This is a genomic window from Ochrobactrum vermis (genome assembly GCF_002975205.1).
Lineage (GTDB): Bacteria > Pseudomonadota > Alphaproteobacteria > Rhizobiales > Rhizobiaceae > Brucella > Brucella vermis.
Genome location: NZ_PCOC01000001.1, coordinates 422,848 through 449,230, shown reverse-complemented (window position 1 = coordinate 449,230; position 26,383 = coordinate 422,848). Strand labels below are relative to the sequence as shown.

The window sequence follows — 26,383 nt, the reverse complement described above, 5'->3', positions numbered from 1 at the left end:
AGCGGAGATTTAGCGATGGATTACAACACCCTACGCACTTTCGCCGATAGCTGGGGCCTGCTTGCCATGGCGCTCTTCTTTGTCTTTGTCATTCTTTTTGCTTTCCGTCCGGGAAGCAAAAAGAAAGCCGATGAAGCGAAGGAAATTCCATTCAAGGACGACAAAAATGACTGACAAACAGATCGATGAAGTCAGCGGCGTACCCACAACCGGACACGAATGGGACGGCATCAGGGAACTAGACAATCCGATGCCCCGCTGGTGGCTGTGGACTTGGTATGCAACCATCTTCTGGGCGCTTGCCTACGTGATCGCCTATCCGGCCTGGCCGCTGATTTCCAGCTCCACGGAAGGCATGCTTGGCTGGTCGAGCCGTGGCACTTTCTGGGAAGAAACCGCCAGGGTCGATAGCGAGCGTCAAGGCATCATCGACCAGATCAAGGCCAAGGATGTGCACGAGATTCTGGCGGACGAAAACCTTCGCCAATATGCGATTGCCGGTGGCGCTGCTGCCTTCCGCGTCAACTGCGTCCAGTGCCACGGCTCTGGCGCGCAAGGAGCGCCGGGCTATCCGAACCTCAACGATGACGACTGGTTGTGGGGCGGTTCCATTGACGACGTCCTGACGACTATCCGTCATGGCGTGCGTTCGAAGGATGATGCCGACACGCGCGTTTCCGAAATGCCGGCATTTGTCGACGTATTGGAACCGCAGCAGATCCGCGATGTTGCCGCTTATGTGGTCAGCCTCTCCGGCACGCCGCACAATCCTGAAATGGTGCCGGAAGGGCAGAAGGTATTCACTGAGAACTGTGCTGTCTGCCATGGTGCGGATGCCAAGGGCCTGCGCGAGTTCGGCGCACCGAACCTGACGGACGCAATCTGGTTCTACGGTTCCGGCGAGGACGCCATCGTGCGTCAGGTCTCGCATCCCAAGCATGGTGTCATGCCCGCATGGGAAACACGCCTCGGCGATGCGACCGTCAAACAGCTTGCCATCTTCGTCCATTCGCTGGGCGGCGGTGAGTAATAATAACTGGTCCCCGCATCGGAACCGATGCGGGGACCAGAGCATATCTCCCGAAAGAGGGAACCGATTTTGGGATAAAGACATGCGTTAAAACAAATAGATAGAGCATTTCTAACGTTTCATCTTAAACAAGAAATGCTCTCGGTGTTCCCGGCTTAAACGGCAGGTCGGGGCAAAGTTCAAACCACTGCATTGGAACGGACGGCGAATAACCACCCCGCTCTCAATTGTTGCAAGTGCGATCATTCCGGAAAACCAGCTTCTGTCTTTCCGGGATCACGCTTCAGGAGCAAGGCAAATGTCAGACGATGTCGAGCGCATTGACGTTCAGGCAGTCAATTCCCCCAATATCCGCCAGTCGCTTTATGCGGCGCGGGTGAAGATTTTTCCGAAGCGCGTGCAGGGCGAGTTCCGGCGCTTCAAATGGATTGTCATGCTCATTACGCTGGGCATCTACTATCTGACGCCCTGGCTGCGCTGGGATCGCGGGCCCTATGCTCCCGATCAGGCAGTGCTGATCGATCTTGCCAACCGCCGCTTCTATTTCTTCTTCGTCGAAATCTGGCCGCAGGAATTCTACTACGTCGCAGGCCTTCTCATCATGGCAGGCCTCGGCCTGTTTCTCGTGACCTCTGTCGCGGGTCGCGCCTGGTGCGGCTACACCTGTCCGCAGACCGTCTGGGTCGATCTCTATCTGGTCGTCGAACGCGCCATCGAAGGGGACCGCAATGCGCGCATGAAGCTCGACAAGGGCCCATGGACGTTCGACAAGATCTGGAAGCGGGTGATAAAACATTCCGCGTGGCTTCTGATCGGCGCGCTGACCGGTGGCGCATGGATTTTCTATTTCGCCGACGCGCCGAAGCTGCTTACGGATTTTGTGACAGGTCAGGCCGCACCTGTCGCCTATTTCACCGTCGCCATCCTCACCGCCACCACCTATATATTCGGCGGACTGATGCGCGAGCAGGTCTGCACCTATATGTGCCCTTGGCCGCGCATCCAGGCCGCTATGCTGGATGAGAATTCCCTGACCGTCACCTATAATGACTGGCGTGGCGAACCGCGTTCACGCCATTCAAAGAAAGCCATTGCTACCGGCGAAACCGTGGGCGATTGCGTGGATTGCAATGCCTGTGTCGCCGCCTGCCCGATGGGGATCGACATTCGCGACGGCCAGCAACTGGAATGCATCACCTGTGCGCTGTGCATAGACGCCTGCAATTCCGTGATGGACAAGATCGACAAACCGCGTGGTCTCATCTCCTATGCGACACTGGCCGATTACGACTTCAACATGGCGCTAGCGACCAATAACGGTACGGCTCCCATCGACCCCGCACGTGTTTACAAAGCGCCGAACACTTTCTCGGACAAGGTGCAGAACCTGTCTTGGAAGAAAGTTCTGCGTCCACGCAGCATCTTCTATTTCATCGTCTGGGCGCTGATCGGACTCACACTGGTGATCTCGCTCTCCATGCGTCAGCGCATTGGCATCAATGTGCTGCACGACCGCACCCCGCAATATGTGCTTCTGTCGGACGGCTCGATCCGCAACGGTTATACGGTCAAGTTGCTCAACATGATCCCGACGCCGCGCACCTTCCGTCTTTCCATCGAGGGCCTGCCCGACGCGACACTGACCGTTCAGGATGAAGCGTCGGATGCAGACGGCAATTATGATATACCGGTGGAACCCGACCGTCTGAAGACGTTGCGTGTCTTCGTCACCATGCCGCATAATGCGATCACCGATCATCGCAAGGACTATGAGATCGAGGTGCGTGACGCAAACGGCGCGGAACACGCCCGCTACAAGGCAACTTTCATGGCACCGGAGGGCAGATAATGTCGATCAAGTCGAAAACCTCGGGCACTTTTACCGGCTGGCATATGCTGGGCATCATGCTCGCCTTCTTCGGTGTCATTATCGCCGTCAACCTGACCATGGCCTATAACGCTATCCATAGCTGGAGCGGGCTGGTGGTGAAGAACACCTATGTCGCCAGTCAGGAGTTCAACGACAAAGCCCAGACCGGCAAGGAGCAGGCCGCGCTGAACTGGCAGTCGAAGCCTGCTTTTGAAAACGGCGTTTTCACCTGGAAGCTGACTGATCATGAAGGCAAGGCCGTCATCATGACGGGCGGCACGGTGGAATTCAAACGCCCTGTCGGTGACGAACACGACACCAAGGTCACGCTCACCACCCGCGAAACCGGCACACTGACTGCCCCGCTTGAACTTGGCGAAGGTGCCTGGATCATGGAAGTGAATGCCGATGCCAGTAAAGACTATGGTCTTGAAGACCCCTATCGCCATATCATTCGCGTTCTGGTGAAGGACGGTAGAATACTATGAGCTGCTGCGTCGAGAATGCTCAGATAGCAACCGTTGTTCAGGCCGTTTCGGCGGATGAAATGCAGATCGCAAGCCGTGCGCTCGGTGACGGCTTTCGGCAGCTCGACCTGTCGGTTCCCGGTGTTCATTGCGGCCTGTGCATCAAGAATATCGAGGAGACGCTCGGCAAGATCGCCGGCGTTGCCTATGTCCGCGTCAACTTGACGGCACGCCGCGTGACCGTGCGCTGGAAAGACGGCGAGACACCGCCCGATGTGGTCGATCCGTTGCGCAGGCTCGGTTACGAAGCGCATATCTTCGACATGGCGCAGGACAAAGACCCTACCTTCACGCGCCTTCTGATCGCGCTTGGCGTCGCTGCCTTCGCTTCCAGTAATGTGATGCTTCTGTCCGTTGCCGTATGGTCGGGCGCCGACGCCGCAACACGCGATATGTTTCACTGGATTTCCGGCCTTATCGCCCTGCCTACGCTGATCTATTCAGGCCGGATTTTCTATGTTTCCGCGTGGAATGCGCTGCGCGCAGGGCGCGTGAACATGGATGTGCCGATCGCGCTCGCTATCACGCTTGCCTTCGGCATGAGCGTTTATGAAACCCTGCATCATGGCCAGCACGCTTATTTCGATGCCTCGGTAACATTGCTGTTCTTCCTGCTGATCGGCCGCACGCTCGATTATATGATGCGGGCGCGGGCACGTTCTGCGGTGCGCGGTCTGGCGCAGCTCGGCAGCCGTGGCGCCGTGGTGATCGGTGAGAATGACGAACGTAACTACCTGCCGGTCAACGAAATCCGCCCCGGCATGCGCATCATTCTTGCGGCGGGCGAACGGGTGCCTGTCGATGCCAAGGTAGAAGAAGGCCGCTCGGAACTCGACTGCGCCATTGCATCGGGTGAAAGCGATGCGGTCCCGGTTGGCCCCGGATCGGATATTCGCGCCGGCACGCTCAATCTATCCACACCGCTCATCATCCGGGCGACGGCGGAAGCCAAGGATTCCTTCCTTGCCGAAATGGTGCGGCTGATGGATGTCGCCGAAGGCGGGCGCGCCTATTACCGTCGTCTTGCCGATCGCGCATCCGAACTCTACGTGCCGATGGTTCACACCATTGCCTTTGCGGCATTTGTCGGCTGGATGATCTACACCGGCGGCGACTGGTATCGTTCAATCTATATCGCGATCTGTACCCTCATCATCACCTGCCCTTGCGCGCTGGCGCTGGCGGTACCAATCGTTCAGGTGGTTGCGGCCCGCCGCCTGTTTGAAAACGGCATCATGATCAAGGACGGCTCCGCCATGGAGCGGATGGCCGAGGTCGATACCGCCATTTTCGACAAGACTGGCACTTTGACCCTCGGTCAGCCACGCCTGATCAATGTCGACGCCATCGATCCCCACAATCTGGAAATCGCCGCCGAGCTGTCGCTTTATTCGCGTCATCCTCTGTCGCGGGCGCTTGCGCTGTTCTCGGGTGCAAAACCGATGACCGCCTTTACCCGTATCGAGGAAGTGCCGGGAGCAGGCATCGAAGCGGAACTGAACGGCTCCATCTATCGACTTGGCAAGCGCGACTGGGCAGACAATAGCGCCGCCATACCTCACGCCGATGGTCCCGAAACCTGCCTTTCCATCGATGGAAAACTGGTTGAGGCCTTCCGCTTCGAAGACCAGCCGCGTGAAGACGCTGCCGGAGCGATCGCCACACTGAAGCGCAATGGGCTGAAGCTTAGTATCATTTCGGGTGACAGGTTGCCTGCCGTGCAGAAGCTTGCGGGTTATCTCGGCATCGATAATTTCCAGGCGGAGGTATTGCCCGCCGACAAGTCGGAACTGGTGCAGAAACTGTCGGCCGAAGGTCGCAAGGTCCTGATGGTCGGCGATGGATTGAACGATGCTCCGGCCCTCGTCGCCGCCCATGTTTCCATGGCCCCGGCGACCGCTGCCGATATTGGCCGCAATGCCGCCGATTTCGTCTTCCTGCGCGAAAGCCTGTCGGCGGTGCCGCTTGCCTTTGCGGTCTCGAAGGAAGCGGGCCGGTTGATCAGCCAGAATTTTGCGCTTTCCATCGGCTATAATATCATAGCGGTGCCGATAGCGATTTTCGGCTTTGTCACCCCGCTGGTGGCTGCACTTTCAATGTCGCTGTCTTCCATCGTGGTCGTCAGCAACGCCTTGCGGTTGCGGGCCGGAAAACAAAAGCAGCAGACGCAAAAGACAATCGCGCCTGTTGCCGTCATCAAGGAAGCGCACAAATGAGCGGACTTCTCTTTCTCATTCCCATCGCGCTGTTTCTAGGCCTGCTCGGCCTTGTCGCCTTTCTCTGGTCGTTGAAAAACGGCCAGTATGACGATCTGGATGGAGCCGCCAATCGCATCCTGCTCGACGACGAAACTAAGCCACTATCAAAATAGCCCGCAGATCATTGACATTCGTGCCGGTTGGCCCCGGTACGAACAGATCGCCGATGGCGTCGAATGCCGTCCATGCATCATTGGCATTGAGCCGCGCCGCGCCATCCTCGCCCGCCTTTTGCAAGCGTGAAACTGTGGAACCATCGGCAAAGGCTCCCGCATTGTCTTCCGAACCGTCGATGCCATCCGTGTCAGCGGCAAGCGCATGGATATTTTCATAACCATCAATGTCGAGAGCGAAAGACAGCAGGAACTCGCTGTTGCGCCCGCCTTTACCGCCCTTACCGCGAATGGTGACTGTCGTTTCACCGCCTGACAGAATGACCACCGGCTTCTTGAACGGGCGGTCGCGGTCAGCCACTTCGCGGGCAATCGCCGCATGAACATGCGCCACTTCCCGCGCCTCGCCTTCCATCGCATCGGACAGGATCACCGCTTCGACGCCGTGGCGCGCGGCTTCCTTCACTGCCGCTTCCAGCGAAACGGCAGCCGAGGCGATGACGCGCACTTCATTGCCTGCGAAAACCTTGTCGCCCGGCTTCGGTGCGTGGGCAGCTTCGCTCTTGATGTGGGCAAGTACCGCCTGTGGTAATTCCAGCCGATAGCGTTCGATGATTTTCAACGCCTCGTCGCGATTTGTCTCGTCCGGCACAGTCGGGCCGGAGGCCACAAAGGCCGGATTGTCGCCCGGAATATCCGAGACGACCAGCGAGAACACTTTTGCCGGATGTGCGGCTGCGGCAAGCCTGCCGCCCTTGATCGTCGACAGGTGTTTGCGGACCGCATTCATTGCCGAAATCGGCGCACCGGAAGCGAGCAGGATTTTGTTGACGGCGATTTCATCCTCAAGCGTCAGCCCTTCCGGCGGCGACGGCAACAAGGCGGAGCCACCACCGGAAACAAGTGCCACCACGAGGTCGTCTTCTGTCAGGTTCGATACGGCATCGAACATCCGCTTCGAGGCTTGAAGCCCTGCTGCATCGGGAACTGGGTGTGCAGCCTCGATGATCTCGATGCGTTCGCAGGGCGCGCCATAGCCATAGCGGGTGACCACCACGCCCTCCAGAGGAGCTTCCCATGCCCGCTCAAAAGCCGCCGCCATCTGCGCCGAGCCCTTGCCCGCACCGATGACAATCGTGCGCCCCTTCGGTTTGGCTGGAAGATTGGCGCGGATCACCAGTTCAGGATCGGCAGCCGCAACAGCGGCATCGAAAAGGCTGGTCAGAAACTTCTTCGGATCGGCGATGGCAGTCATGAGATTCCCGATGTGATTTGTGGCTCGCAGGACTATTCCGCGCCGCACCAATAAAATCAATGGAGCCGGCCACCTCCTCCAAGCAGCCAGCTCCACCCTCTCCCTCCAGAGAATTCAAATCCCTGAATTAGCAACTGTAGCGTCAGGCGACGTCGTGGTTCGCCATCCGCTCCAGAGCGCGCACCAGACCCGAATGGTCGAGACCATCGTCGCCATGAGCCGCACAGGAATTGAACAGTTCCTGAGCCGTGGCCGTGTTCGGCAGCGAAACACCGAGCGCCTTTGCGCCCTGCAGCGCAAGGTTCAAATCCTTCTGGTGCAGCGAAATGCGGAAGCCCGGGTCGAAAGTGCGCTTGATCATGCGTTCGCCGTGCACTTCGAGAATGCGGGACGATGCAAAGCCCCCCATCAGGGCTTCGCGTACCTTTGCCGGGTCTGCGCCTGCCTTGGAAGCAAAAACCAGCGCTTCGGCGACAGCTTCGATGTTAAGCGCGACGATGATCTGATTTGCGACCTTGGTGGTCTGGCCATCGCCGCAATCACCGACGAGCGTGATGTTCTTGCCCATCAGCTTCAGGAGCGGCAGCGCCTGATCGAAAGTTGCCTGTGCTCCACCAGCCATGATCGATAGGCTTGCGTTCTTCGCGCCGACCTCACCGCCGGAAACCGGCGCATCGATATATTCCGCACCCGTCGCCCGCACCTTCTTAGCGAACTCTTTCGTCTCGATGGGCGAGATCGAGCTCATGTCGATAAGCGTCTTGCCCTTGCCGAGACCTTCTGCCGCTCCGTTCTCGCCAAAGAGAACTTCAGCTACCTGTGGCGTATCCGGCAGCATAAGGATGGTGGTGTCGCAATGCGCTGCCACATCCTTCGGGGTATCGAGAATCTGCATGCCGTTGTCGAGCAGTTCCTTGTGCGTCGGCACAATATGCTTCGACGTGAAAAGCTCATGACCCGCATCCTGCAGATGCCGCGCCATTGGCTTGCCCATGATCCCCAGTCCGATGAAGCCGATCTTGGCCATTTCGCTTACTCCTTAATAGCGCTTTTCGATCTGATTTTATCAGATCGGCGCTCCAATCATTTGTTTGCGCGCATCTTGTCCGAAAACCGCTTCACACTTTTCGGGATGCGCTCCAACTTATGCGGTCAGCCGTTCGGCTTCATAGTTTTTGAACCAGCCTAGCCCTTCCTCGGTGGCGGTCTTCGGCTTGTATTCGCAGCCGATCCAGCCCTTGTATCCGGCGTTTTTCAGGGCTTCGAACACGTTCGGATAGTTAATCTCGCCGGTACCGGGCTCATTGCGGCCCGGATTGTCGGCAAGCTGGATATGGGCAATCAGCGGCTTGTAACGCTCATAGGTCGCAACCAGTTCGCCGCGTGTACGCTGCTGATGATAGAGGTCGTACTGGATGAACAGGTTGTTGCTGCCTACTTCATCAATGATCGAAACCGCCTGCTCTACCGTGTTGAGGTAAAAGCCCGGAATGTCATAATGATTGATTGGTTCGATCAGCAGGCGAATGCCATGCTTGCCCAGTTCCTTTGCGGCCAGACGCAGATTGCTGACGAAAGTGGCGCGCATCGCGTCTGGATCGATGCCCTGTGGCGCAATGCCGGAAAGGCAGTTGACCTGCGAGCAGTTCAGCGTCGTGGCGTAATCGATGGCATCGGCCACCCCGCGACGGAACTCATCGACACGATCCGGCAGAACCGCAATGCCGCGCTCGCCGCCAGCCCAGTTACCTGCGGGCAGATTGTGCAGGACCTGCGCCAGGTTATGTTTGGTCAGCGCTGCCTTCAGCTCATGCCGGTTGAACTCGTAAGGGAAGAGATATTCCACCCCGGTGAAACCAGCCTTTGCGGCCAGCGCAAAGCGATCCATGAAAGGCGCTTCGTTGAAAAGCATTGTGAGATTGGCTGCAAATCTCGGCATTTTCGCCTCCTTATAATTCTCTATTTGCGCAATTGCGGACAAAACCGGGAATTGCTCTTAATCCAAAAGTGCTGCGATAGCGGTCGGTGCATCTTCGCCACGTTCGGCCAGTTCCTCGAATTCGACAACCTGATCGATGTCGACACCCATGGAGATATTGGTAACGCGTTCCAGAATGAATTCCAGAACCACCGGCACCTGATGCTCTGCCATGAGCGCTTTTGCCTGTTCAAAACTTTCGGCAAACTGGTTGGGGCTGCGCACCCGGATCGCCTTGCAGCCGAGCCCTTCGGCAACCGCCACGTGATCGACGCCGTAACCCTTTTCCGCGTCACCGTCGGCATTGATGTTATCGAAGGCGAGGCTCACCTCGAAATCCATGTTGAAGCCGCGCTGTGCCTGCCGGATGAGGCCGAGATAGGAATTGTTCACGACTACATGAATGTAGGGCAGCTTGTGCTGTGCGCCGACCGCCAGTTCCTCGATCATGAACTGGAAATCATAGTCACCTGAAAGTGCAACAATCGGCCGATCAGGATCGGCAGCACGGACACCGAGCGCCGCAGGCAGCGTCCAGCCGAGCGGACCGGCCTGACCGCAATTGATCCAGTTGCGCGGACGATAGACATGCAGGAACTGCGCGCCCGCGATCTGGCTGAGGCCGATGGTCGTCACGTAGCAGGTATCACGACCGAACGCCTTGTTCATCTCCTCATAGACCCGCTGCGGCTTGAGCGGCGTCTGGTCGAAATGCGTCTTGCGCAGCATGGTGCGCTTGCGCTCCTGGCATTCGCTGGCCCAGCCTGACCAGTCGCGCAGCTTGCCAGCAGACTTCCATTCGGTCGCGATGTCGAGCAGCAGCTTCAGCGCCTTGCCTGCATCTGAAACGATACCGAAGTCCGGCGCAAAGACACGACCGATCTGCGTCGGCTCGATGTCGATGTGGATGAACTTGCGGTCTTTCTTGTAGGTATCGACGTTACCCGTATGACGGTTGGCCCAGCGGTTGCCGATACCGATAACGACATCGGAGGCAAGCAGATTGGCATTGCCATAACGGTGCGAAGTCTGAAGACCGCACATGCCCGCCATCAGGTGATGATCGTCAGGAATGACACCCCAGCCCATCAGGGTCGGAATAACCGGAATACCCGTGATCTCGGCAAATTCGACCAGAAGATCGGAAGCATCGGCATTGATGATGCCACCGCCAGCAACGATCAGCGGACGTTCCGCCGCGTTCAACATGGCGAGCGCCTTTTCGGCCTGCGCCCGCGTTGCGGCAGGCTTATAGGCCTCCATCGGCTGGTAAGTGTCGATGTCGAATTCGATTTCGGCAAGCTGGACGTCAATCGGCAGATCGATCAGAACCGGACCGGGGCGGCCCGACTTCATGATGTGGAATGCCTTCTGGAAAACAAATGGTACCAGTGCCGGTTCCATGACCGTGACTGCCCATTTGGTGACAGGCGCTGCGATCTTAGCGATATCGACGGCCTGAAAATCTTCCTTGTCGAGACGCGCACGTGGGGCCTGACCGGTGATGCAGAGGATCGGGATCGAGTCGGCGGAAGCCGAATAAAGACCCGTAATCATATCCGTGCCCGCCGGGCCGGAAGTACCGATGCACAGGCCAATATTGCCATGTTCTGCACGGGTATAACCTTCGGCCATATGCGAAGCACCCTCGACGTGACGCGCCAATATGTGGCGGATCGAGCCGCGCGCTTTCATCGCCGAGTAAAATGGATTGATCGCTGCACCCGGCACGCCGAAAGCACAATTGACCCCTTCTCTTTCCAGCACAAGCACGGCTGCATCGACTGCACGCATTCTGGCCATGGCCATTCCTCCTATGGAAACCTACTCCATTTACAAATGCTATTATCAAAAAATGGAAATGCATACCATTATATGGAAATAAAGATTTTCAACGGAATGGAGATAATCGCCACGCACTTTCCCAGTTCACGGGGATAGGGTAGTGATGAAACAACAGGGAATCGGAGGCGGCTCATGGAACAGGCAAAAGCGAAGCGCGGCCGCAAGGCAGCGGAAAATGCCGCGCCCTCGTCTGTGCAGGTTCTGGACCGAAGCCTGAAGCTGCTGGCATTGATTGCCGCGAATGACGGCTCGACATTGACCGACCTTGCCGACGAGAGCGGCATGGCGCCCTCAACCGTGCACCGCCTTCTGTCATCGCTCGCCAATCACGGCATGGTTTCGCATGATGCGGAAAGCGGCGACTGGACCATCGGCGTCAAGGCTTTCGAAATCGGCAATGCCTTTCGCCGCTTCCGCAAGCTTGGCACATTGGCGCGGCCTTATCTCAAGCAATTGATGGAAGCCAGTGGGGAAACCGCCAATATCGGTGTCGAGGACAGCGGCGATGTCGTCTTCATCTCGCAGATCGAAAGCCACGCGCCGATGCGCGCGTTTTTCAGACCAGGACGCCGCGGACCAATCCACGCGTCCGGCATCGGCAAGGCTGTTCTGTCCACCTGGTCGGACAAGGAAATCGCACACACCCTTTCAGGCAGAACGCTGGAACATTTCACGCAGCGCACGCTCGACAGCCTGCCTGCCCTATTGAAAGATATTCAGGCGACCCGCACACGCGGCTGGTCAATTGACGATGAGGAACATACGCTCGGCATGTGCTGCATCGCTGCTCCCATCTTCAATGAATATGGCGAAGCGATTGCCGGTATTTCCGTTTCCGGGCCCGCAGTGCGTTTGCCAAAAAAGAAGCTCGAGGAATTCGGACCGCTGATCCGCTCCACCGCCGATGAGCTGACCCGCGCCATGGGCGGCAAGCGGCCGGAAGAGCTTTAAAACACAAGGGCCCGCAGCAGATCGCTCCGCTGCGGGCCATCCTCCTCCAAGGATTGGTTGATTAAGCCAGTTCCGCCTTGAGCGGCTTCCCCGCCACATAGGTTTCGACGATGGCGCGGTCATCCCCCAGCGTCTGCAGCAGGAACAGTTCCTGCTCCAGCGTCGCACCAGCTGCCATGCGGAGCCGCATCGGTGATGTGGCCGATGAATCCAGCACCACGATATCGGCTTCCGTGCCTTCATCGAGCGTACCGATCTTGTCTTCCATGGAGAGCGCGCGGGCATTGCCGAGCGTCATCATATAGAAGGACTGGAACGGGTTCAGACGCTGTTCACGTAGCTGCAGGATTTTGTAGCCTTCGTCCATGGTACGCAGCATCGAGAAACTGGTGCCGCCGCCCACATCGGTCGCCACCGCCATCCGTACACCCGCCGCCTGCAACCGATCACGGTCGAAGAGGCCGGAACCGAGGAACAGGTTGGAGGTCGGGCAGAAGACGGCAATCGAGCCGGTTTCCGCCATGACGCGCACTTCACGCTCTTCCAGATGGATTGAATGGCCGAGCAGCGTCTTGCTGCCCAACAGGCCGTAATGCTCGTAAATGCCGAGATAGTCCGGTGCATCAGGATAGAGCGACTTGGTGAATGCGATTTCGTCGTGGTTTTCTGAAAGATGCGTCTGGATGTAGCTGCCGGGGTGCTCACGGACAAGCGCATGGCTTGCTTCGAGCTGCTCAGGCGTAGATGTGATCGCAAAGCGCGGCGTAATCACATAATCGAGGCGGCCTTTGCCCTGCCAGCGCGCGATCAGCGCCTTCGTATCGTCATAGCCGGACTGTGCCGTGTCGCAAAGTGCAGGCGGCGCATTGCGGTCCATCATCACCTTGCCGCCAAGCATACGCATGTTGCGATGCTGCGACGCGCGGAAATAGGCATCGACGCTTTGCGGATGCACCGAGCAATAAGCAACTGCCGTGGTGGTGCCGTGGCGGATCAGCTCGTCAAGAAAGCGCTCCGCAATGAATTCGGCATGCTGCTCGTCGGCAAATTTCTGCTCCGCGACGAACGTATAGGTGTTGAGCCATTCCAGCAGATTGGCTGCATAGGAAGCGACTACCTGCGTCTGCGGATAATGGATATGCGTATCGATGAAACCGGGCAGGATCAGGTGCGGGCGATGGTCGGCGACGTTTACATCGCTGCCTGCCTCGGCACTGACTTCGGCATAGTCTCCGAGGCGCAGGATACGGCCATCTTCGACCAGAACAGCGCCGTCTTCGATATAGCGATAAGCGGCATTGTCATCGAGGCTCTGCGGCTCGTCACGAAAGGTCAGCACACGGCCGCGGATCAGAAGCTTGGTCATTTTAGTCGTGGTCCTTATTTCGGGCCTTGCGTGGCAGACTGGTACCAGGAGGCAAGAAGCTGGCGCTCTTCTTCGCTCACACCAGTGACATTGGCGGGCGGCATGGCATGCGAACGGCCTGCCTGCAAATAGATTTCACGCGCATGCGCGGCGATGTCCCGGTCGGTGTCCAGCACGACGCCCTTCGGCGGCGCAATGATACCTTCCCAGCCTGGTTCCTTGGCATGGCACATGGCGCAGCGCCCCATAACGGTATCCCGCACTTTTTCAAAGTGCGGGTCCGAGATGAAGGATTGCTGCAATGCCGAGACCTTTTGTTCTTCCGGCTCACCAGTCAGAACTTTCGGCACCGTCGAGAGCCAGATGATGATGATGAACAGGATCACCGTTACCAGCCAGGTCCAGGTCGGGCTGCCCTTGCGGGCGTGCTGCGTGTTGAACCAGTGACGGATCGTGACGCCCATCAGGAATACCAGCGAGGCGATGATCCAGTTGAATTCGGTCCCGAAAGCCAGCGGATAGTGGTTCGACAGCATCAGGAACAGCACAGGCAGCGTCAGATAGTTGTTATGCGTCGAACGCTGCTTGGCGATCTTGCCGTATTTCGGATCCGGCTTGCGGCCTGCGATCAGATCCGCCACCACGATCTTCTGGTTCGGGATGATAAGCATGAACACATTGGCCGACATGATCGTGGCAGTGAACGCGCCAAGATGCAGGAAGGCGGCGCGTCCGGTAAACAGATGCGTGTAGCCCCAGGCAACGAACACAAGCACGACATAGAGCATCACCATCAGCAGCGTATCGCTCTTGCCGAGCATGAGCTTGCAGATCGTGTTGTAGGCGATCCAGCCAAACGCCAGCGAGCCGATGGAAATGGCGATAGCGACCGGAACAGACACATCGAGGACATTCGGATCGATCAGGTAGAGATCGGCGCCAGCATAATAGACGATGCAGAGCAGTGTGAAGCCCGACAGCCAGGTGGCGTAGGATTCCCATTTGAACCAGGTCAGGTGTTCCGGCATTTCGGCGGGCGCAACCAGATATTTCTGGATGTGATAGAAACCACCGCCATGGACCTGCCATTCCTCGCCGTGCGCGCCTGCCGGCAAGCCGGGACGCTGGCGCAAACCCAGATCGAGCGCAATGAAGTAAAAGGACGAGCCGATCCACGCAATCGCGGTAATCACGTGCAGCCACCGCGCTGCGAAGCCCAGCCAGTCCCAGGCTACGGCAAAATCATACATCAGGCACTCCCATTTCTTGACCCATTTTTGGGCCCCATTGTTCGTTGTTGCATTATGTGCCAAAGGAATCAGGTTCAGGGAACGTCACATCACGACCAGCACTTTCAAAAAAATCTAGACAATCGTGGAGGGGACGTATGTCATATCTTGATAATCTGCGCGTTTTTGTGCGCGTTGTCGAATTGGGAAATCTATCTGCGGCGGGTCGCGACCAGCGCGCATCGCCAGCAGTTGCGAGCAATCGAATCAAGGAGTTGGAGAAGCATCTGGGAGTCAGGCTCTTCAACCGGACGACGCGCAAACTCACGCCGACCGAACACGGTCGCGTATTCTATGACGGGGCGTTGAAAATCCTCGAGGCCGTGGATGAAGCGGAGGCCGCCGTCGCTGAACTGGCGAAAAATCCGAAAGGATCGATTCGCATCACCGCCCCGCTTGGCTTCGGAAGACGGCTGATTGCATCGGGGATTCCGGAATTTCACGACAAATATCCGGACATCGAAGTGCGGCTTCGCCTGTCCGATCATGAAGTCGATATCATGAGCGAAGGCGTGGATGTGGCCTTCAAGCTCGGTGTGCTGGAGAATTCAAACCTGCGCATGCGCGGCATCATGAATTGCGAGCGCGTAATCTGTGCAGCGCCTGAATATCTCGAGAAACACGGGCTTCCGCAGTCACCTGACGAGTTGCTGGGCGACAAGCATGACTGCCTCCTGCTGCGCTTTCCAGGCTCGAAGGAGTATTACTGGTCGCTGCAGACGGCGGAAGGCTTGCGCAAGTTCGAAGTCACCGGACCTTATGACTCGGATGACGGTGACGTATTGACGCAGTGGGCGCTCGGTGGACGCGGCATCATCAACAAGCCGCTGTTCGAAGTGAAGGAATATATCCGCGACCGACGGCTGGTCCCCATCCTCGAAAACACGCCACCGGCGCCGATCCAGCTTGCTGCGATCTACCCGCACAAGCGCTTTCAGGATCCGAAGGTGCGTCTGATCATCGATTTCATGACGGAACGGTGCCAGCGATTGATACGGGAAGCGCTGGCTTAGAGCGCGTTTCGATCCGACTGAATCAGATCGACGCTCTATCTGTTTGTTTTAACGCGCATCTTGTTCCGAAAACCGTTTCACACTTTTCGGGATGCGCTCAAAAAAAGCGGCCTGCCAAATCAGGCAGGCTGCGAGACTTTGCTCGTGGTCAAAACGGCGGTCAGAACCTCGGCAGCGGCCAGCGCCGCGATGACTTCCGGCCGCTTGTCTTTTACCACAGCTCCGCCGACGGGGCAGACCAGATTTTCAAAAAGATTGTCGTTACCGACTTCGCGTTTCAACCAATTTTTGAAAGTGGCTTTTTTGGTCTTCGAGCCGATCATGCCGACATAGACGGCATCGCGCCGCTGCAAAGCCTCAGTGACAATGAGAAAATCCAGCGCATGGTCATGGGTGAGGATGATGAAAGCGCTGCCCGGTGGCGCGGAACGCACCACCTGCTCGGGCATTGCCGAAAGACAGGTTTCGACGCCCGGCACATCGCAGGCCATTAATTCCGCTTCACGCGTATCCACCAGAATGACCCGGACGGGCGTGAACGAGAGGGCATTTGCCAGCGCATCGCCGACATGCCCTGCACCGAAGACATAGACATGTGGGCGCGTGGCTATTTCCGCATCGACCTTGCTGACAAGCTCGTCGGTGAGCCCGCGACTGACACGTCTGAAGCACAAGCCTACCCGTCCGCCGCAGCACTGGCCGATTTCCGGACCAAGTGGAACATCCATGGGTGAGTCCCTGCCGCCGAGCAGGATTTTCCGGGCATGGTCAATCGCCATATATTCAAGCTGCCCGCCGCCGATGGTCCGGAAGATCATGTCGCGGGCAACCAGCATCCACGCCCCGGCATCGCGGGGTGCAGACCCTTTCACATCGGTGACTTCAACCAGCACACTGTCAGGACGCCGGTTGAGAAAGGCCCGGATATCGTCGCGTGCACCCGGCATAGTTCTAGCCCTTTTGCTTGCGGAGCCGTTCGATGGCCATCAGCACACGTTCCGGTGTAGCTGGCGCATCGAGCCGCGGGCAGACCTTGTGATCCGCCACGCTGGCAATGGCATCGGCCAACGCATGCAGGACCGACAGCCCAAGCGGCAGCGGCGGTTCGCCAACAGCCTTGGAGCGATGGATCGTCGGCTCATAGGCCTCGGACCAGTCTGTCAGCGCTACATTGAAGATCTTGGGCCGGTCGGAAGCCAGCGGGATCTTGTAGGTGGAAGGCGCATGGGTGCGAAGCCGCCCCTTATCGTCCCACACAAGCTCCTCTGTCGTCAGCCAGCCCATGCCCTGCACGAAGCCGCCTTCAACCTGACCGATATCGATGGCGCGGTTCAGGGAACGCCCGGTATCATGCAGAATATCGGTGCGCTCCACCACATATTCGCCAGTCAGAGTGTCGACGGAAACTTCGGAACAAGCCGCTCCGTAAGCATAGTAGTAGAAGGCGTGGCCCCGACCCTTGGCGCGATCCCAATGGATCTTCGGCGTCTTGTAGTGACCTGCTGCCGATAGCTGCACGCGACCGATAAAGGCCTGCTTAACAAGATCGTTGAAGCTGATTTCCTGATTGCCGACACGAACCCGGTTGGGAAGGAAGACAACCTGATCTTCCGGCACCTGATATTGCTGTGCCGCAAAATGGATGAGACGCTTTTTGATCTGTCGGGCAGCGTCCTGTGCCGCCATACCGTTGAGGTCGGCACCGGAAGAGGCTGCCGTTGGCGCCGTGTTCGGCACCTTGGCAGTGGTGGTCGCGGTGATCTTCACCCGGTCGATGTCGATCTGGAATTCCTCGGCCACGACCTGCGCCACTTTCAGATGGAGCCCCTGCCCCATTTCCGTGCCGCCATGGTTCATGTGCACCGAGCCGTCATTATAGACATGCACCAGAGCGCCAGCCTGATTGGACTCCGTCTTGGTGAAGGAGATGCCGAATTTCACCGGCGTCAGCGCCATGCCCCGTTTCACATAACGGCTTTTTGCGTTGAATTCGCGGATCGCTTCGCGGCGCTTTGCGTAATCGGAGCTTTCTTCAAGTTCCGCAACGATGCGCTGAATTATGCAATCTTCGACCTTCTGGTGATAGGGGGTGACATTGCGCGTGCCATCTTTTCCCATCTCGTCGTAGAAATTGCGCTTGCGGATTTCGAGCGGATCCTTGCCGACAGCGAAAGCCACTTCATCGATAACGCGTTCCGCGCCGACCATGCCCTGCGGGCCGCCAAAGCCGCGAAACGCCGTATTCGACACAGTGTTCGTGTAAAGCGGCGCCGACTGTGCATGAACTGCCGGAAAGAAATAGGCATTGTCGCAGTGAAACAGGGCGCGATCACCCACCGGCCCGGAAAGGTCTGCCGAGAACCCGGCATTGAGGGCAAACAGATAATCGATGCCCAGAATATTGCCGTCATCGTCGAAGCCGACTTCATAATCGATGACGAAGTCGTGTCGCTTGCCGGTCGAGGTCATGTCCTCGTCGCGGTCGAGCCTGATCTTCATGGCCCGTTTGTGTTTCTTGGCAGCGATGGCAGCGATTGCCGCCCACTGGTTGGCCTGTGTTTCCTTGCCACCGAAGCCGCCGCCCATGCGGCGCACTTCCACTGTCACGGAATGGCTTGGAACGCCCAGTGCATGGGCAACGAGATGCTGGGTTTCGCTCGGCCCCTGCGTGGAGCAATAGACGGTGACGTCCTCATCCTCGCCGGGGATAGCCAGCGAAACCTGGCCTTCAAGATAGAAATGATCCTGCCCGCCAAGATACATGCGGTTCTTGATACGGTGCGGCGCAGCGTCGATAGCGGCGCGCGCGTCGCCGCGCTTCAGCGTCAGCGGCGTGGTGACAAGCCGGTCCTTGAGACCGTCCAGCGCTTTGATGGAATAGATGCCCGCCGCTTCCTCATATTCGATCTTCGCCAGACGCGCGGCGCGGCGCGCCTGATCACGTGTTTTCGCGATAACCGCAAAGATCGGCTGGCCGTGGAACTCAACCTTGTCGACGGCAAAGATCGGGTCGTCATGCATACCTGACGGCGAAACGTCGTTTTCGCCAGGCACGTCCTTGTAGGTCAACACATCGACCACACCGGGAGCAGCGCGCACTGCCGACAAATCAATGGATTTGAACGAACCGTGCGCAACGGACGAATAGCCGACCCCAATATGCAACGTGCCTTCGGGTTCCGGTATATCGTCAATATAGACAGCCGTTCCCGTCACATGCTTGTGCGCGGAATCGTGCTTCTGATCGGTGGCAACACCGCCGACAATGCGGGCAGCCTTCAATGCGTTTGCAGGATGCTTGTTCATGATTGCCTCCTCACGCCGCCGCGATTTCAGCCGCGCGCAGCGGCGTGTAACTGCCTTCCGTTTCGGCGAAGAAACGCCGCAACAGGTTGCGCGCTGCGAGCAGCCGGTAATCCGCTGTCGCGCGCATATCGCTCAAGGGCGTATAGTCCTGTGAATAGGCTTCCAATGCCGCTTCGACCGTTGCTTCGGTCCATGGCTTTCCGGTGAGCAAGGCTTCCACCGTGCTGGCGCGCTTCGGCGTTGCGGCCATGCCGCCATAGGCGATGCGTACCGTTTCCACATTGCCCGCCGCATCGAGCGTCAGATGGAAAGCGCCGAGCGTCGCCGTGATGTCTTCCTCGAAGCGCTTCGACACCTTGTAAATGGCAAAATGGCTTCCTTCGCGCGGCACCGGCACATGCACGGCCTCGACAAACTCGCCGGGCTGGCGATCCTGCTTGCCATAAGCGATGAAGAACTCTTCCAGCGGTATGGTGCGGCGCTCCGCCCCTTTGCGCAGGGTCAGCTTTGCATTGAGCGCGATCAGCGGCGGTGGCGTATCGCCGATCGGCGAACCATTGGCGATATTGCCACCGATGGTTCCCATATTACGCACCTGCTCGCCGCCAATGCGGTTGATGAGGCTCCCAAGCTGCGGAACGCGCCTGGCGAGAAATCCGAATGCTTCCGTGTAGGTCACACCTGCGCCGATGGTAACGATACCGTTTTCCTCACGGATGGAACGCAATTCCTCCAGATGGCCAATGAAGACGGCCGGGGAAATGTCGCGCATCATCTTGGTGACCCAAAGGCCCACATCGGTCGAACCGGCAACGATCGTCGCCTTCGGCTCTGCGGCCAGAAGGGTGGCGAAGTCATCGAGATCGCCAGGCACGATCAACCGGTCCTTGCCTTCACCCACTTCCACCCGCACACCGTCGCGCATGGCTGTCATCTGTTCAAGAACATGGGCGCGCTCGGCTGCAAGCGGGTCTTCCATGACTGTACCGTAATCGGAAATGATGCGGGCGGCGCGCATGATCGCCTCATAGCCCGTGCAGCGGCAAAGATTGCCCTGCAAGGCTTTTTCAATCTGCGCATCGGCTGGTTTCGGCTCGCGCATCCACAGAGCGTAGAGCGACATGACGAAGCCCGGCGTGCAGAAGCCGCATTGCGAGCCATGAAACTCGATCATCGCCTTTTGCACCGGATGCAGATCACCGTCGGCCCCGCGCAGATGCTCGATCGTCACAACATGGCAGCCATCCAGCGAACCCATGAAGCGGATGCAGGCATTGACGCTCTCATAAACGAGCTTGCCATCGGAAATCTTGCCGACCAGCACCGTGCACGCGCCGCAATCGCCTTCGCCGCAGCCTTCCTTGGTCCCGCGCAGCTTGGCGGACAGCCGAAGATAATCCAGCAGCGTTTCGGTCGGGGAAACACGATCGAGTTCGATCTTTTCACCGTTCAGAAGAAAGCGGATCGTGTGTCGCACGGACTGGTGCACAGACTGGTTCATGGCGCTTAGCTCCCGCGATAGGTGGAATAGGAAAACGGCGAAACGAGAAGCGGTACATGATAATGCGCTTTTTCATCGGAAATGCCAAAGCGCAGTGGGACGACATCGAGGAACGGAATGGCATCGCCGGTCTTGCCGAAATACTCGCCGACGTGGAACAGAAGCTCGTAGGAACCTGCCCGCAACTTCTCGCCCGACAGCAACGGTTCGCTGCAGCGGCCATCCTCATTGGTGCGAATTTCCCGGATTGGCTCGGCCTGCTGATTCTCGACGCGGCGCAATTCGATGCGCAGATTTGCAGCCGGTTTGCCGCTTACCGTGTCGAGGACATGCGTCGTCAACCGGCCATTACCGCTCTTTTCCTGACCCATTTGCACTCCTGCAGCTTGCTGATTCTCTAATCAAGTAGACTGGAAAATGTTACAAGCTTTTGATTTCCGGTGGTTTATTTCGACCCGACGTCGCCATCGACTGTGGGGGCCGCAAACCACACCATGTTCCCAGCATTCAGTATTTCTCGATCCCCCTCATTCTGAAAGATGGTTATCGTTGGATGTCTTTCAAATTTTTGAAGGGGAATAATAGCGATAAATCTTTATTATCATGCGTAAAACGAACGAAAACGAGGGAAGACCCGAAATGAAATATCCGCGCAATCTCGTTGGCTACGGACGCAACACGCCAGATCCGCGCTGGCCGGGTGGAGCCAATATCGCAGTTCAGTTCGTCGTCAATTACGAGGAAGGCGGCGAATGCAACATTCTCGATGGCGACGCGGCCTCCGAATGCCTCTTGTCCGAGATTGTCGGCGCGCAGCCCTGGAAGGGTCAGCGCAACCTCAATATGGAATCCATCTATGAGTATGGCGCGCGCTCCGGCTTCTGGCGCCTGTGGCGCGCCTTCATCCGCCGCAACATGCCTGTCACTGTCTATGGCGTGACGCTTGCGATGGCGCGCAATCCCGAAGCTGTTGCCGCCATGAAAGAGGCTGACTGGGAAATCGCCAGCCACGGATTGCGGTGGTGGGAATATAAGGACGTTCCCGAAGAGATCGAACGCGAGCATATCCGCGATGCGGTTCGACTTCATACGGAACTCACCGGTTCGCGCCCGCTTGGCATTTATCAGGGCAAGCCTTCCGACAACACGCTGAAACTGGTGATGGAAGAAGGCGGTTTTCTCTATTCCGCCGATTCCTATGCCGACGATCTGCCTTACTGGGTTCAAGGTCCACGGGAACCGCACCTGATCGTGCCCTATACGCTTGACGCCAACGACATGCGTTTTGCAACGCCGCAGGGTTTCAATTCCGGCGACCAGTTCTTCACCTATCTGAAGGACACATTCGACGTGCTCTATCGCGAAGGTGCAGAAGGCGCACCGAAGATGATGTCCATCGGGCTGCATTGCCGCCTTGTCGGTCGTCCCGGCCGTGTGGCCGCGCTCGAACGGTTCCTCGACTATGTGCAAAGCCATGACAAGGTCTGGATCGCCAAACGCGTCGACATCGCCCGTCACTGGCACGAAAACTACAAGCCTGTCGCTGCCGATGTCGTTCCTTCGAAAGCCGGTAAAGATGATTTCGTCGCGCGCTACGGCAGCATTTTTGAGCACTCACCCTGGATCGCCGAACGCGCATATGATGCCGGTTTCGGCCAGGAGGAAGACACCGCATCGGGCCTTGCAGCCGCAATGACAAAAGTATTTCGCTCCGCCGCCGCAGATGAGCGGCTTACCGTTTTGAAGGCGCACCCGGATCTTGCCGGTAAGCTCGCACAGGCCAAGCGGCTGACGGCGGAATCGACTGCCGAACAGGCCGGTGCCGGCCTTGATGCACTCACCGATGCGGAAAAGCAGACATTCACCGAATTGAACGATGCTTATACCGCGAAGTTCGGCTTTCCGTTCATTATTGCCGTCAAGGGCCGCAACAAGCGGGAAATCCTCGACACCTTCAAGCGTCGTGTTTCCAATGATCGTGACACGGAATTCGAAACGGCCTGCGCCCAGGTGGAACGCATCGCTCTTCTGCGCCTCCGGGATATTCTACCGGAAGCGCTCTACTGATCCTGCCGCCCGGACGGTCCGTTTCCGGGCGCTTCGTTCTCTACATTTCACGACGACCGTCCCGTACTTCGCTGTGAATGCTCAGATTCTTACATAAGGGATTCCCGCCATGGGCAACGACAAGAACAATCGCACTTACTACGCACCAACGGGCGGGTTGCCGCCGCAAAACCAGCTCCTCACCGACCGCGCCATGTTCACCGAAGCCTATGCGGTGATCCCCAAGGGCACGTTCAGCGATATCGTGACGAGCTTCCTGCCGTTCTGGGACAAGACGCGGCTTTGGGTGATCGCGCGTCCCCTTTCGGGCTTTGCCGAGACCTTCTCGCAATACATCATGGAAGTGCAGCCGGGCGGCGGCAGCGAGCGCGCCGAACTGGATGAAGGCGCGCAAGGCGTGCTGTTCGTGGTCGAGGGCGAGATCGCCGTCACCGTGGCAGGCAAGACGCACACGCTGACCGAAGGCGGCTATGCTTATCTGCCGCCGAAGAGCGGCTGGACGCTCCGCAACAATGGCACTGCGACGGCCCGCTTCCACTGGGTACGCAAGGCTTATGAATATGTCGACGGGCTAGACGTCCCGGAACCGCTTTTCCTCAATGAAAACAATATCGCTCCGAGCCCGATGCCGGATACCAACGGTGCCTGGGCGACGACGCGCTTCGTTGACCCGAACGATCTGCGCCATGACATGCATGTGACCGTTGTCACATTTGAACCGGGTGGCGTCATTCCGTTTGCCGAAACCCACGTCATGGAGCACGGGCTTTATGTGTTGGAAGGCAAGGCTGTCTATCGGCTCAATCAGGATTGGGTGGAAGTGGAAGCCGGTGACTTTATGTGGCTGCGCGCTTTCTGTCCGCAGGCCTGCTATGCGGGCGGTCCCGGCAAATTCCGCTATCTGCTCTATAAGGACGTCAACCGCCATATGAAACTTTCGCGATAGGGCGGCGCCGAGCTCGGATCAACCCATACTCTCGGATGCACGACACAACGAAAAAGGCCGGATCATTCCGGCCTTTTTCGTTTCTGGAGTTTTCCAGAATCTGGAGAAATGCGCCGAGGAACCCAGATCACGCACTGCCAAAATAAAAACGGCGAGCCGAAGCTCGCCGTACCATTCTTCCGACTGGAGATCAGATTTGAAAACAGCGCAGTCCTTCTACGCTATCGAATGGTTCTTTCAAGATAGTACAGACATATCGAAATTCAAATTAAAAATTCGACGCTTCGATATTCGTTTATCATCACGCTATAATATTCTTGCAAATAGATTGTACCAATAAACTAAAACGCATTAAAATTAATACATCTACACACATTAACCTGAACGCCCAAGACGAACAGTTGGCATTACTCTTCAGACGTGAATGGGAGACCTGTAGAGACCTCCCGGATCAGCATCAGAACGAGCGCTGGAAGCGGACCATACCCTGAACGGCATCCTTGCCGTTAAGATAGGACTTGCTGTCGCTCCATTTGGTGTAAGAAACTTCCGGCGTGACAGTGAAGCCCGGAACCATTTCATAGGCCACATTGGCCGTGGCTGCGAACGTGCTCGTTCCGTCATAAGCAAGCTGAGCGTTGATGACGGCCTTGTCGGTCGCCTTGAATGCCGCGCCGCCCCAAACAGCCCAATCGCCACCCCAGGTGCCATAGAAACTGCTGATCGCGCGAACCGGACCGATCACGTCACCATTGCCGTTGGTCGCGTTAATGTACTGGTCCTTCATGGACTTGTAGCCACCCATCGCCCAGACCGAGAAACGGTCCGTAATGTTCACGTCGGCGCGAACCTTACCGGCCCATTTTTCATTGCGCGCGTCGTATGCTGCAACGGCTGCAAGCTTGCCCCAACCGCCTTCATACTTCACGCCACCAACGACATGCGGCATGTAGTCCTTGATGACGCCGTCATAGCCGTATTTGCTATCGGTATTGTCGTTGTTGCCCTGTTCCAGCGACAGGATCGCCGAGAAGCCGTTCCCGCCAGTGAACGTATAGCTGATCAGGCCGGTGCGATAACCGCCGGCAAGGATCACGTCATCGTTAATAACGTCGCCGAGATAGCCCGGGAAGGAGACAAAGGCCGATTCATCGAGACCGACGCGCAGGCCGCCAAGCTGGATATAGGCAAAGCGCAGCGAACCGGAAGAGCCCTCGATACCATTACCCCAATCATAACGGGTTTCGGCAAAGGTCTTCAGAGTGCCCAGTTCGGTTTCCGAAGCAGTCGAAAGGCGTAGCGTAAAGCGAGCCTTGTTGTCCCAGGATTTACGGTTCGTATCCACGCTACCGTCACGATCGACGAAACCGCGACCGTAAACATTGTCGCCGCCAGCGGCGTCATAACGCACATAACCGGATACACGAAGGCAGGTTTCGGTGCCCGGAATGTAGAAATATCCGGCACCATAAGCGTCGCAGACGCGAACATACTCAACAGATTCAGGTTCGGGCGCCACAACGGCATCCGCAGCATATGCTCCTGTGGTTGCAACCAGTGCCGCAGCCGAGCCGAACAACACGCTCTTGATCTTCATTTCATTGCCTCCAGAAAATTTTCAGACGAGACCTCATAGAATAGATAGATCAAGTATATCAATTCCAACTTTAAGAATTAAATATGGTTCACCGTGCCTTGTGTTAAATATAGCACTAATTATAAACATCTTTACTTTGTAACAATTAAAAGCTAAAAAAATATAACTAAGAATAATTTTTAAATGTATTTGAACTAGCAATTTGTATGTATAAAATTATTTGTTTCTGATAATGGAAAAAGAAACGGGGCCAATTGGCCCCGTTCCATAAATTGCCTCGCAGCTATGTGGCTCGCGGGTTTATTTGCCCGCCGCCTGCTGCGCATAGACGTAGCTGTCATAAGTATATTCGGCCACGCGAAACCATTCGAAGCCCTCGTCGCGAAACTTCTTCCAGCTCGGATAGATTTTCGCCCATGCTGGGTTTTTCTCGTTGTATTCCGCATAAAGTTCGAAAGCGACCTTGTAGGCAGCATCCAGAACGTCGCGCGGTAGCGGCTGAAGCTTCACGCCCTTGGAAACCAGAGACCGGATCGCAGCGGTGTTCTTCACATCGTAAAGCGAAATCATGTTCTGGGTAGCAGCCTCGGCCGCCGTATTGAGCGCCACCTTGTAAGCTTCCGGCAGGCTTTCATATTGCTGCTTGTTGATGAAGAAATGCACCGACGCCCCGCCTTCCCAGAAGGCTGGATAGTAGTAATAAGGTGCAATCTGGTAGAAGCCGAGCTTCTCGTCGTCATAGGGGCCGACCCATTCTGCCGCATCGATCGTGCCGCGTTCCAGCGACGGATAGATATCGCCGCCAGGAAGCTGCTGCGGGACCACGCCAAGACGCGACATGACCTCGCCTGCAACGCCCGCAATACGCATTTTCAAGCCCTTCAGGTCCTCAAGGCTCTTGATTTCCTTGCGATACCAGCCGCCCATCTGGGCAGCCGTATTGCCGCCGACGATGCCGACGATACCGTAATCGGCGAGGAAGGCATTATAAAGTTCGTTGCCACCGCCATGATAGAGCCATGCGTTCTGCAGGCGGGTGTTCATGCCGAAGGGAATGGCAGTGCCGATGGCGAAGGCCGGGTTCTTGCCGGTGAAATAATAGCCGCATGTATGCGCCATTTCGACCGTATTGGCCTGAACCGCATCGATGGCCTGCGGACCCGGCACGATTTCACCAGCCTGGAACACCTGAATCTGAAACTTGCCGCCAGTCATCTTCGACACGGCATCAGCCATGAAGACCGCGCCGCCATAGATGGTATCAAGATTGTTCGGAAAACCCGAGGTCAAACGCCAGCGCAGCGTCGGCAGCTCCTGCGCGATTGCCGGTGTCGCCAGAGCGGCTCCACTTGTCGCCGCGGCAGCGCCGATTGCGGCTCCCTTTGTCAAAAAACTGCGACGGTTCAAATCCTGTTTCATGTGTCTCCTCCTAAGATTGTTCTGGTTTTATCAGGACCTACGCAATGCTCGT

The 26,383-nt window shown here is 57.3% G+C and carries 22 protein-coding genes; 10 read left to right on the top strand and 12 right to left on the bottom strand.

All coding sequences use genetic code 11. The features are described 5' to 3' along the window. The first annotated feature begins 15 nt into the window (after positions 1-15). From CQZ93_RS02055 to ccoS, 6 genes are all read left to right on the top strand, one after another. The gene (locus CQZ93_RS02055; RefSeq protein ID WP_024896091.1) at positions 16-174 is read left to right on the top strand and encodes a CcoQ/FixQ family Cbb3-type cytochrome c oxidase assembly chaperone; all 159 of its coding nucleotides are present in this window, start codon (positions 16-18) and stop codon (positions 172-174) included. Then, a complete protein-coding gene (ccoP, locus tag CQZ93_RS02050) occupies positions 167-1,030 on the top strand; it encodes a cytochrome-c oxidase, cbb3-type subunit III (protein ID WP_105541107.1) in 864 nt (287 codons plus the stop codon). The genes CQZ93_RS02055 and ccoP overlap by 8 nt, the downstream gene beginning before the upstream one ends. Positions 1,031-1,328: 298 nt before the next feature. Continuing rightward, positions 1,329-2,879, top strand: coding sequence for a cytochrome c oxidase accessory protein CcoG (ccoG, locus tag CQZ93_RS02045; protein ID WP_105541106.1), 1,551 nt, complete (start codon positions 1,329-1,331; stop codon positions 2,877-2,879). Continuing rightward, on the top strand, positions 2,879-3,388 hold the full coding sequence (locus CQZ93_RS02040; RefSeq protein WP_105541105.1) for a FixH family protein: 510 nt from the start codon (positions 2,879-2,881) through the stop codon (positions 3,386-3,388). Before ccoG ends, CQZ93_RS02040 begins: the two co-directional genes overlap by 1 nt. After that, positions 3,385-5,643, top strand: coding sequence for a cation-translocating P-type ATPase (locus CQZ93_RS02035; RefSeq protein ID WP_105541104.1), 2,259 nt, complete (start codon positions 3,385-3,387; stop codon positions 5,641-5,643). The genes CQZ93_RS02040 and CQZ93_RS02035 overlap by 4 nt, the downstream gene beginning before the upstream one ends. Beyond that, entirely contained in the window at positions 5,640-5,798 is a 159-nt protein-coding gene (gene ccoS, locus CQZ93_RS02030; protein WP_105541103.1) for a cbb3-type cytochrome oxidase assembly protein CcoS, read from the top strand. The genes CQZ93_RS02035 and ccoS overlap by 4 nt, the downstream gene beginning before the upstream one ends. Here ccoS and CQZ93_RS02025 read toward each other — a convergent pair. The 4 genes from CQZ93_RS02025 to gcl form a co-directional block, all read right to left on the bottom strand. Beyond that, positions 5,779-7,053: a glycerate kinase type-2 family protein gene (locus CQZ93_RS02025; RefSeq protein ID WP_105541102.1), complete on the bottom strand. Its 1,275-nt coding sequence runs from the start codon at positions 7,051-7,053 to the stop codon at positions 5,779-5,781. The two genes, ccoS and CQZ93_RS02025, sit on opposite strands and share 20 nt — an antisense overlap. Positions 7,054-7,195: 142 nt before the next feature. After that, complete coding sequence (glxR, locus tag CQZ93_RS02020; protein ID WP_105541101.1) at positions 7,196-8,080, bottom strand: 2-hydroxy-3-oxopropionate reductase; 885 nt, start codon at positions 8,078-8,080, stop codon at positions 7,196-7,198. 117 nt (positions 8,081-8,197) lie between these two features. Continuing rightward, positions 8,198-8,992: a hydroxypyruvate isomerase gene (gene hyi, locus CQZ93_RS02015; protein ID WP_105541100.1), complete on the bottom strand. Its 795-nt coding sequence runs from the start codon at positions 8,990-8,992 to the stop codon at positions 8,198-8,200. 57 nt (positions 8,993-9,049) lie between these two features. After that, positions 9,050-10,834 carry a glyoxylate carboligase gene (gene gcl / locus CQZ93_RS02010; RefSeq protein ID WP_105541099.1) on the bottom strand — a complete coding sequence of 595 codons (1,785 nt, stop codon included), beginning with the start codon at positions 10,832-10,834 and terminating at the stop codon, positions 9,050-9,052. A gap of 174 nt (positions 10,835-11,008) precedes the next feature. Between gcl and CQZ93_RS02005 the strand changes: the two genes are divergently transcribed. Next, the gene (locus CQZ93_RS02005; protein WP_105541098.1) at positions 11,009-11,827 is read left to right on the top strand and encodes an IclR family transcriptional regulator; all 819 of its coding nucleotides are present in this window, start codon (positions 11,009-11,011) and stop codon (positions 11,825-11,827) included. Positions 11,828-11,888: 61 nt separating this feature from the next. Here CQZ93_RS02005 and guaD read toward each other — a convergent pair whose 3' ends face one another. Both guaD and CQZ93_RS01995 read right to left on the bottom strand, forming a co-directional pair. Continuing rightward, positions 11,889-13,193: a guanine deaminase gene (gene guaD, locus CQZ93_RS02000; protein WP_105541097.1), complete on the bottom strand. Its 1,305-nt coding sequence runs from the start codon at positions 13,191-13,193 to the stop codon at positions 11,889-11,891. Between the two features lie 14 nt (positions 13,194-13,207). Then, positions 13,208-14,443 carry a urate hydroxylase PuuD gene (locus tag CQZ93_RS01995; RefSeq protein WP_105541096.1) on the bottom strand — a complete coding sequence of 412 codons (1,236 nt, stop codon included), beginning with the start codon at positions 14,441-14,443 and terminating at the stop codon, positions 13,208-13,210. 137 nt (positions 14,444-14,580) lie between these two features. On the opposite strand from CQZ93_RS01995, the gene CQZ93_RS01990 reads away from it, so the two are divergent. Further along, positions 14,581-15,495 (top strand): LysR family transcriptional regulator, encoded by a 915-nt coding sequence (locus CQZ93_RS01990; RefSeq protein WP_105541095.1) that lies wholly within the window; start codon positions 14,581-14,583, stop codon positions 15,493-15,495. 119 nt (positions 15,496-15,614) lie between these two features. On the opposite strand, the gene xdhC is transcribed toward CQZ93_RS01990, so the two are convergent. From xdhC to uraH, 4 genes are read right to left on the bottom strand one after another with little or no spacing between them, the layout of a single operon-like run. Continuing rightward, positions 15,615-16,442, bottom strand: coding sequence for a xanthine dehydrogenase accessory protein XdhC (xdhC, locus tag CQZ93_RS01985; protein ID WP_105541094.1), 828 nt, complete (start codon positions 16,440-16,442; stop codon positions 15,615-15,617). A gap of 4 nt (positions 16,443-16,446) precedes the next feature. After that, positions 16,447-18,801, bottom strand: a complete 2,355-nt coding sequence (gene xdhB, locus CQZ93_RS01980; protein WP_105541093.1) for a xanthine dehydrogenase molybdopterin binding subunit — start codon at positions 18,799-18,801, stop codon at positions 16,447-16,449. Positions 18,802-18,811: 10 nt separating this feature from the next. Then, a complete protein-coding gene (gene xdhA / locus CQZ93_RS01975; protein WP_181153360.1) occupies positions 18,812-20,290 on the bottom strand; it encodes a xanthine dehydrogenase small subunit in 1,479 nt (492 codons plus the stop codon). 17 nt (positions 20,291-20,307) lie between these two features. Further along, positions 20,308-20,673 (bottom strand): hydroxyisourate hydrolase, encoded by a 366-nt coding sequence (gene uraH, locus CQZ93_RS01970; protein WP_105541091.1) that lies wholly within the window; start codon positions 20,671-20,673, stop codon positions 20,308-20,310. 268 nt (positions 20,674-20,941) lie between these two features. Here uraH and puuE point away from each other — a divergent pair, with 268 nt between their 5' ends. Then, entirely contained in the window at positions 20,942-22,369 is a 1,428-nt protein-coding gene (gene puuE, locus CQZ93_RS01965; RefSeq protein ID WP_105541090.1) for an allantoinase PuuE, read from the top strand. Between the two features lie 109 nt (positions 22,370-22,478). After that, the gene (locus CQZ93_RS01960) at positions 22,479-23,315 is read left to right on the top strand and encodes a bifunctional allantoicase/(S)-ureidoglycine aminohydrolase (RefSeq protein ID WP_105541089.1); all 837 of its coding nucleotides are present in this window, start codon (positions 22,479-22,481) and stop codon (positions 23,313-23,315) included. A gap of 457 nt (positions 23,316-23,772) precedes the next feature. Here the strand turns inward: CQZ93_RS01960 and CQZ93_RS01955 are convergent, their stop codons facing one another. Next, entirely contained in the window at positions 23,773-24,912 is a 1,140-nt protein-coding gene (locus tag CQZ93_RS01955; protein WP_105541088.1) for a porin, read from the bottom strand. Between the two features lie 300 nt (positions 24,913-25,212). Further along, on the bottom strand, positions 25,213-26,331 hold the full coding sequence (locus CQZ93_RS01950; protein WP_105541087.1) for a TRAP transporter substrate-binding protein: 1,119 nt from the start codon (positions 26,329-26,331) through the stop codon (positions 25,213-25,215). Between the last annotated feature and the right edge of the window lie 52 nt (positions 26,332-26,383).

What these genes read in the sequence shown, in the direction of transcription:
- ccoP (WP_105541107.1), top strand. Translation starts at nt 167, where the DNA reads ATGACTGACAAACAGATCGATGAAGTCAGCGGCGTACCCACAACCGGA.
- uraH (WP_105541091.1), bottom strand. Translation starts at nt 20,673, where the DNA reads ATGGGTCAGGAAAAGAGCGGTAATGGCCGGTTGACGACGCATGTCCTC.
- gcl (WP_105541099.1), bottom strand. Translation starts at nt 10,834, where the DNA reads ATGGCCAGAATGCGTGCAGTCGATGCAGCCGTGCTTGTGCTGGAAAGA.
- hyi (WP_105541100.1), bottom strand. Translation starts at nt 8,992, where the DNA reads ATGCCGAGATTTGCAGCCAATCTCACAATGCTTTTCAACGAAGCGCCT.
- CQZ93_RS01950 (WP_105541087.1), bottom strand. Translation starts at nt 26,331, where the DNA reads ATGAAACAGGATTTGAACCGTCGCAGTTTTTTGACAAAGGGAGCCGCA.
- CQZ93_RS01960 (WP_105541089.1), top strand. Translation starts at nt 22,479, where the DNA reads ATGGGCAACGACAAGAACAATCGCACTTACTACGCACCAACGGGCGGG.
- CQZ93_RS02035 (WP_105541104.1), top strand. Translation starts at nt 3,385, where the DNA reads ATGAGCTGCTGCGTCGAGAATGCTCAGATAGCAACCGTTGTTCAGGCC.
- xdhB (WP_105541093.1), bottom strand. Translation starts at nt 18,801, where the DNA reads ATGAACAAGCATCCTGCAAACGCATTGAAGGCTGCCCGCATTGTCGGC.
- CQZ93_RS01995 (WP_105541096.1), bottom strand. Translation starts at nt 14,443, where the DNA reads ATGTATGATTTTGCCGTAGCCTGGGACTGGCTGGGCTTCGCAGCGCGG.
- CQZ93_RS02005 (WP_105541098.1), top strand. Translation starts at nt 11,009, where the DNA reads ATGGAACAGGCAAAAGCGAAGCGCGGCCGCAAGGCAGCGGAAAATGCC.
- ccoS (WP_105541103.1), top strand. Translation starts at nt 5,640, where the DNA reads ATGAGCGGACTTCTCTTTCTCATTCCCATCGCGCTGTTTCTAGGCCTG.
- glxR (WP_105541101.1), bottom strand. Translation starts at nt 8,080, where the DNA reads ATGGCCAAGATCGGCTTCATCGGACTGGGGATCATGGGCAAGCCAATG.
- ccoG (WP_105541106.1), top strand. Translation starts at nt 1,329, where the DNA reads ATGTCAGACGATGTCGAGCGCATTGACGTTCAGGCAGTCAATTCCCCC.
- CQZ93_RS02025 (WP_105541102.1), bottom strand. Translation starts at nt 7,053, where the DNA reads ATGACTGCCATCGCCGATCCGAAGAAGTTTCTGACCAGCCTTTTCGAT.
- guaD (WP_105541097.1), bottom strand. Translation starts at nt 13,193, where the DNA reads ATGACCAAGCTTCTGATCCGCGGCCGTGTGCTGACCTTTCGTGACGAG.
- CQZ93_RS01990 (WP_105541095.1), top strand. Translation starts at nt 14,581, where the DNA reads ATGTCATATCTTGATAATCTGCGCGTTTTTGTGCGCGTTGTCGAATTG.
- CQZ93_RS02055 (WP_024896091.1), top strand. Translation starts at nt 16, where the DNA reads ATGGATTACAACACCCTACGCACTTTCGCCGATAGCTGGGGCCTGCTT.
- xdhC (WP_105541094.1), bottom strand. Translation starts at nt 16,442, where the DNA reads ATGCCGGGTGCACGCGACGATATCCGGGCCTTTCTCAACCGGCGTCCT.
- puuE (WP_105541090.1), top strand. Translation starts at nt 20,942, where the DNA reads ATGAAATATCCGCGCAATCTCGTTGGCTACGGACGCAACACGCCAGAT.
- CQZ93_RS02040 (WP_105541105.1), top strand. Translation starts at nt 2,879, where the DNA reads ATGTCGATCAAGTCGAAAACCTCGGGCACTTTTACCGGCTGGCATATG.
- CQZ93_RS01955 (WP_105541088.1), bottom strand. Translation starts at nt 24,912, where the DNA reads ATGAAGATCAAGAGCGTGTTGTTCGGCTCGGCTGCGGCACTGGTTGCA.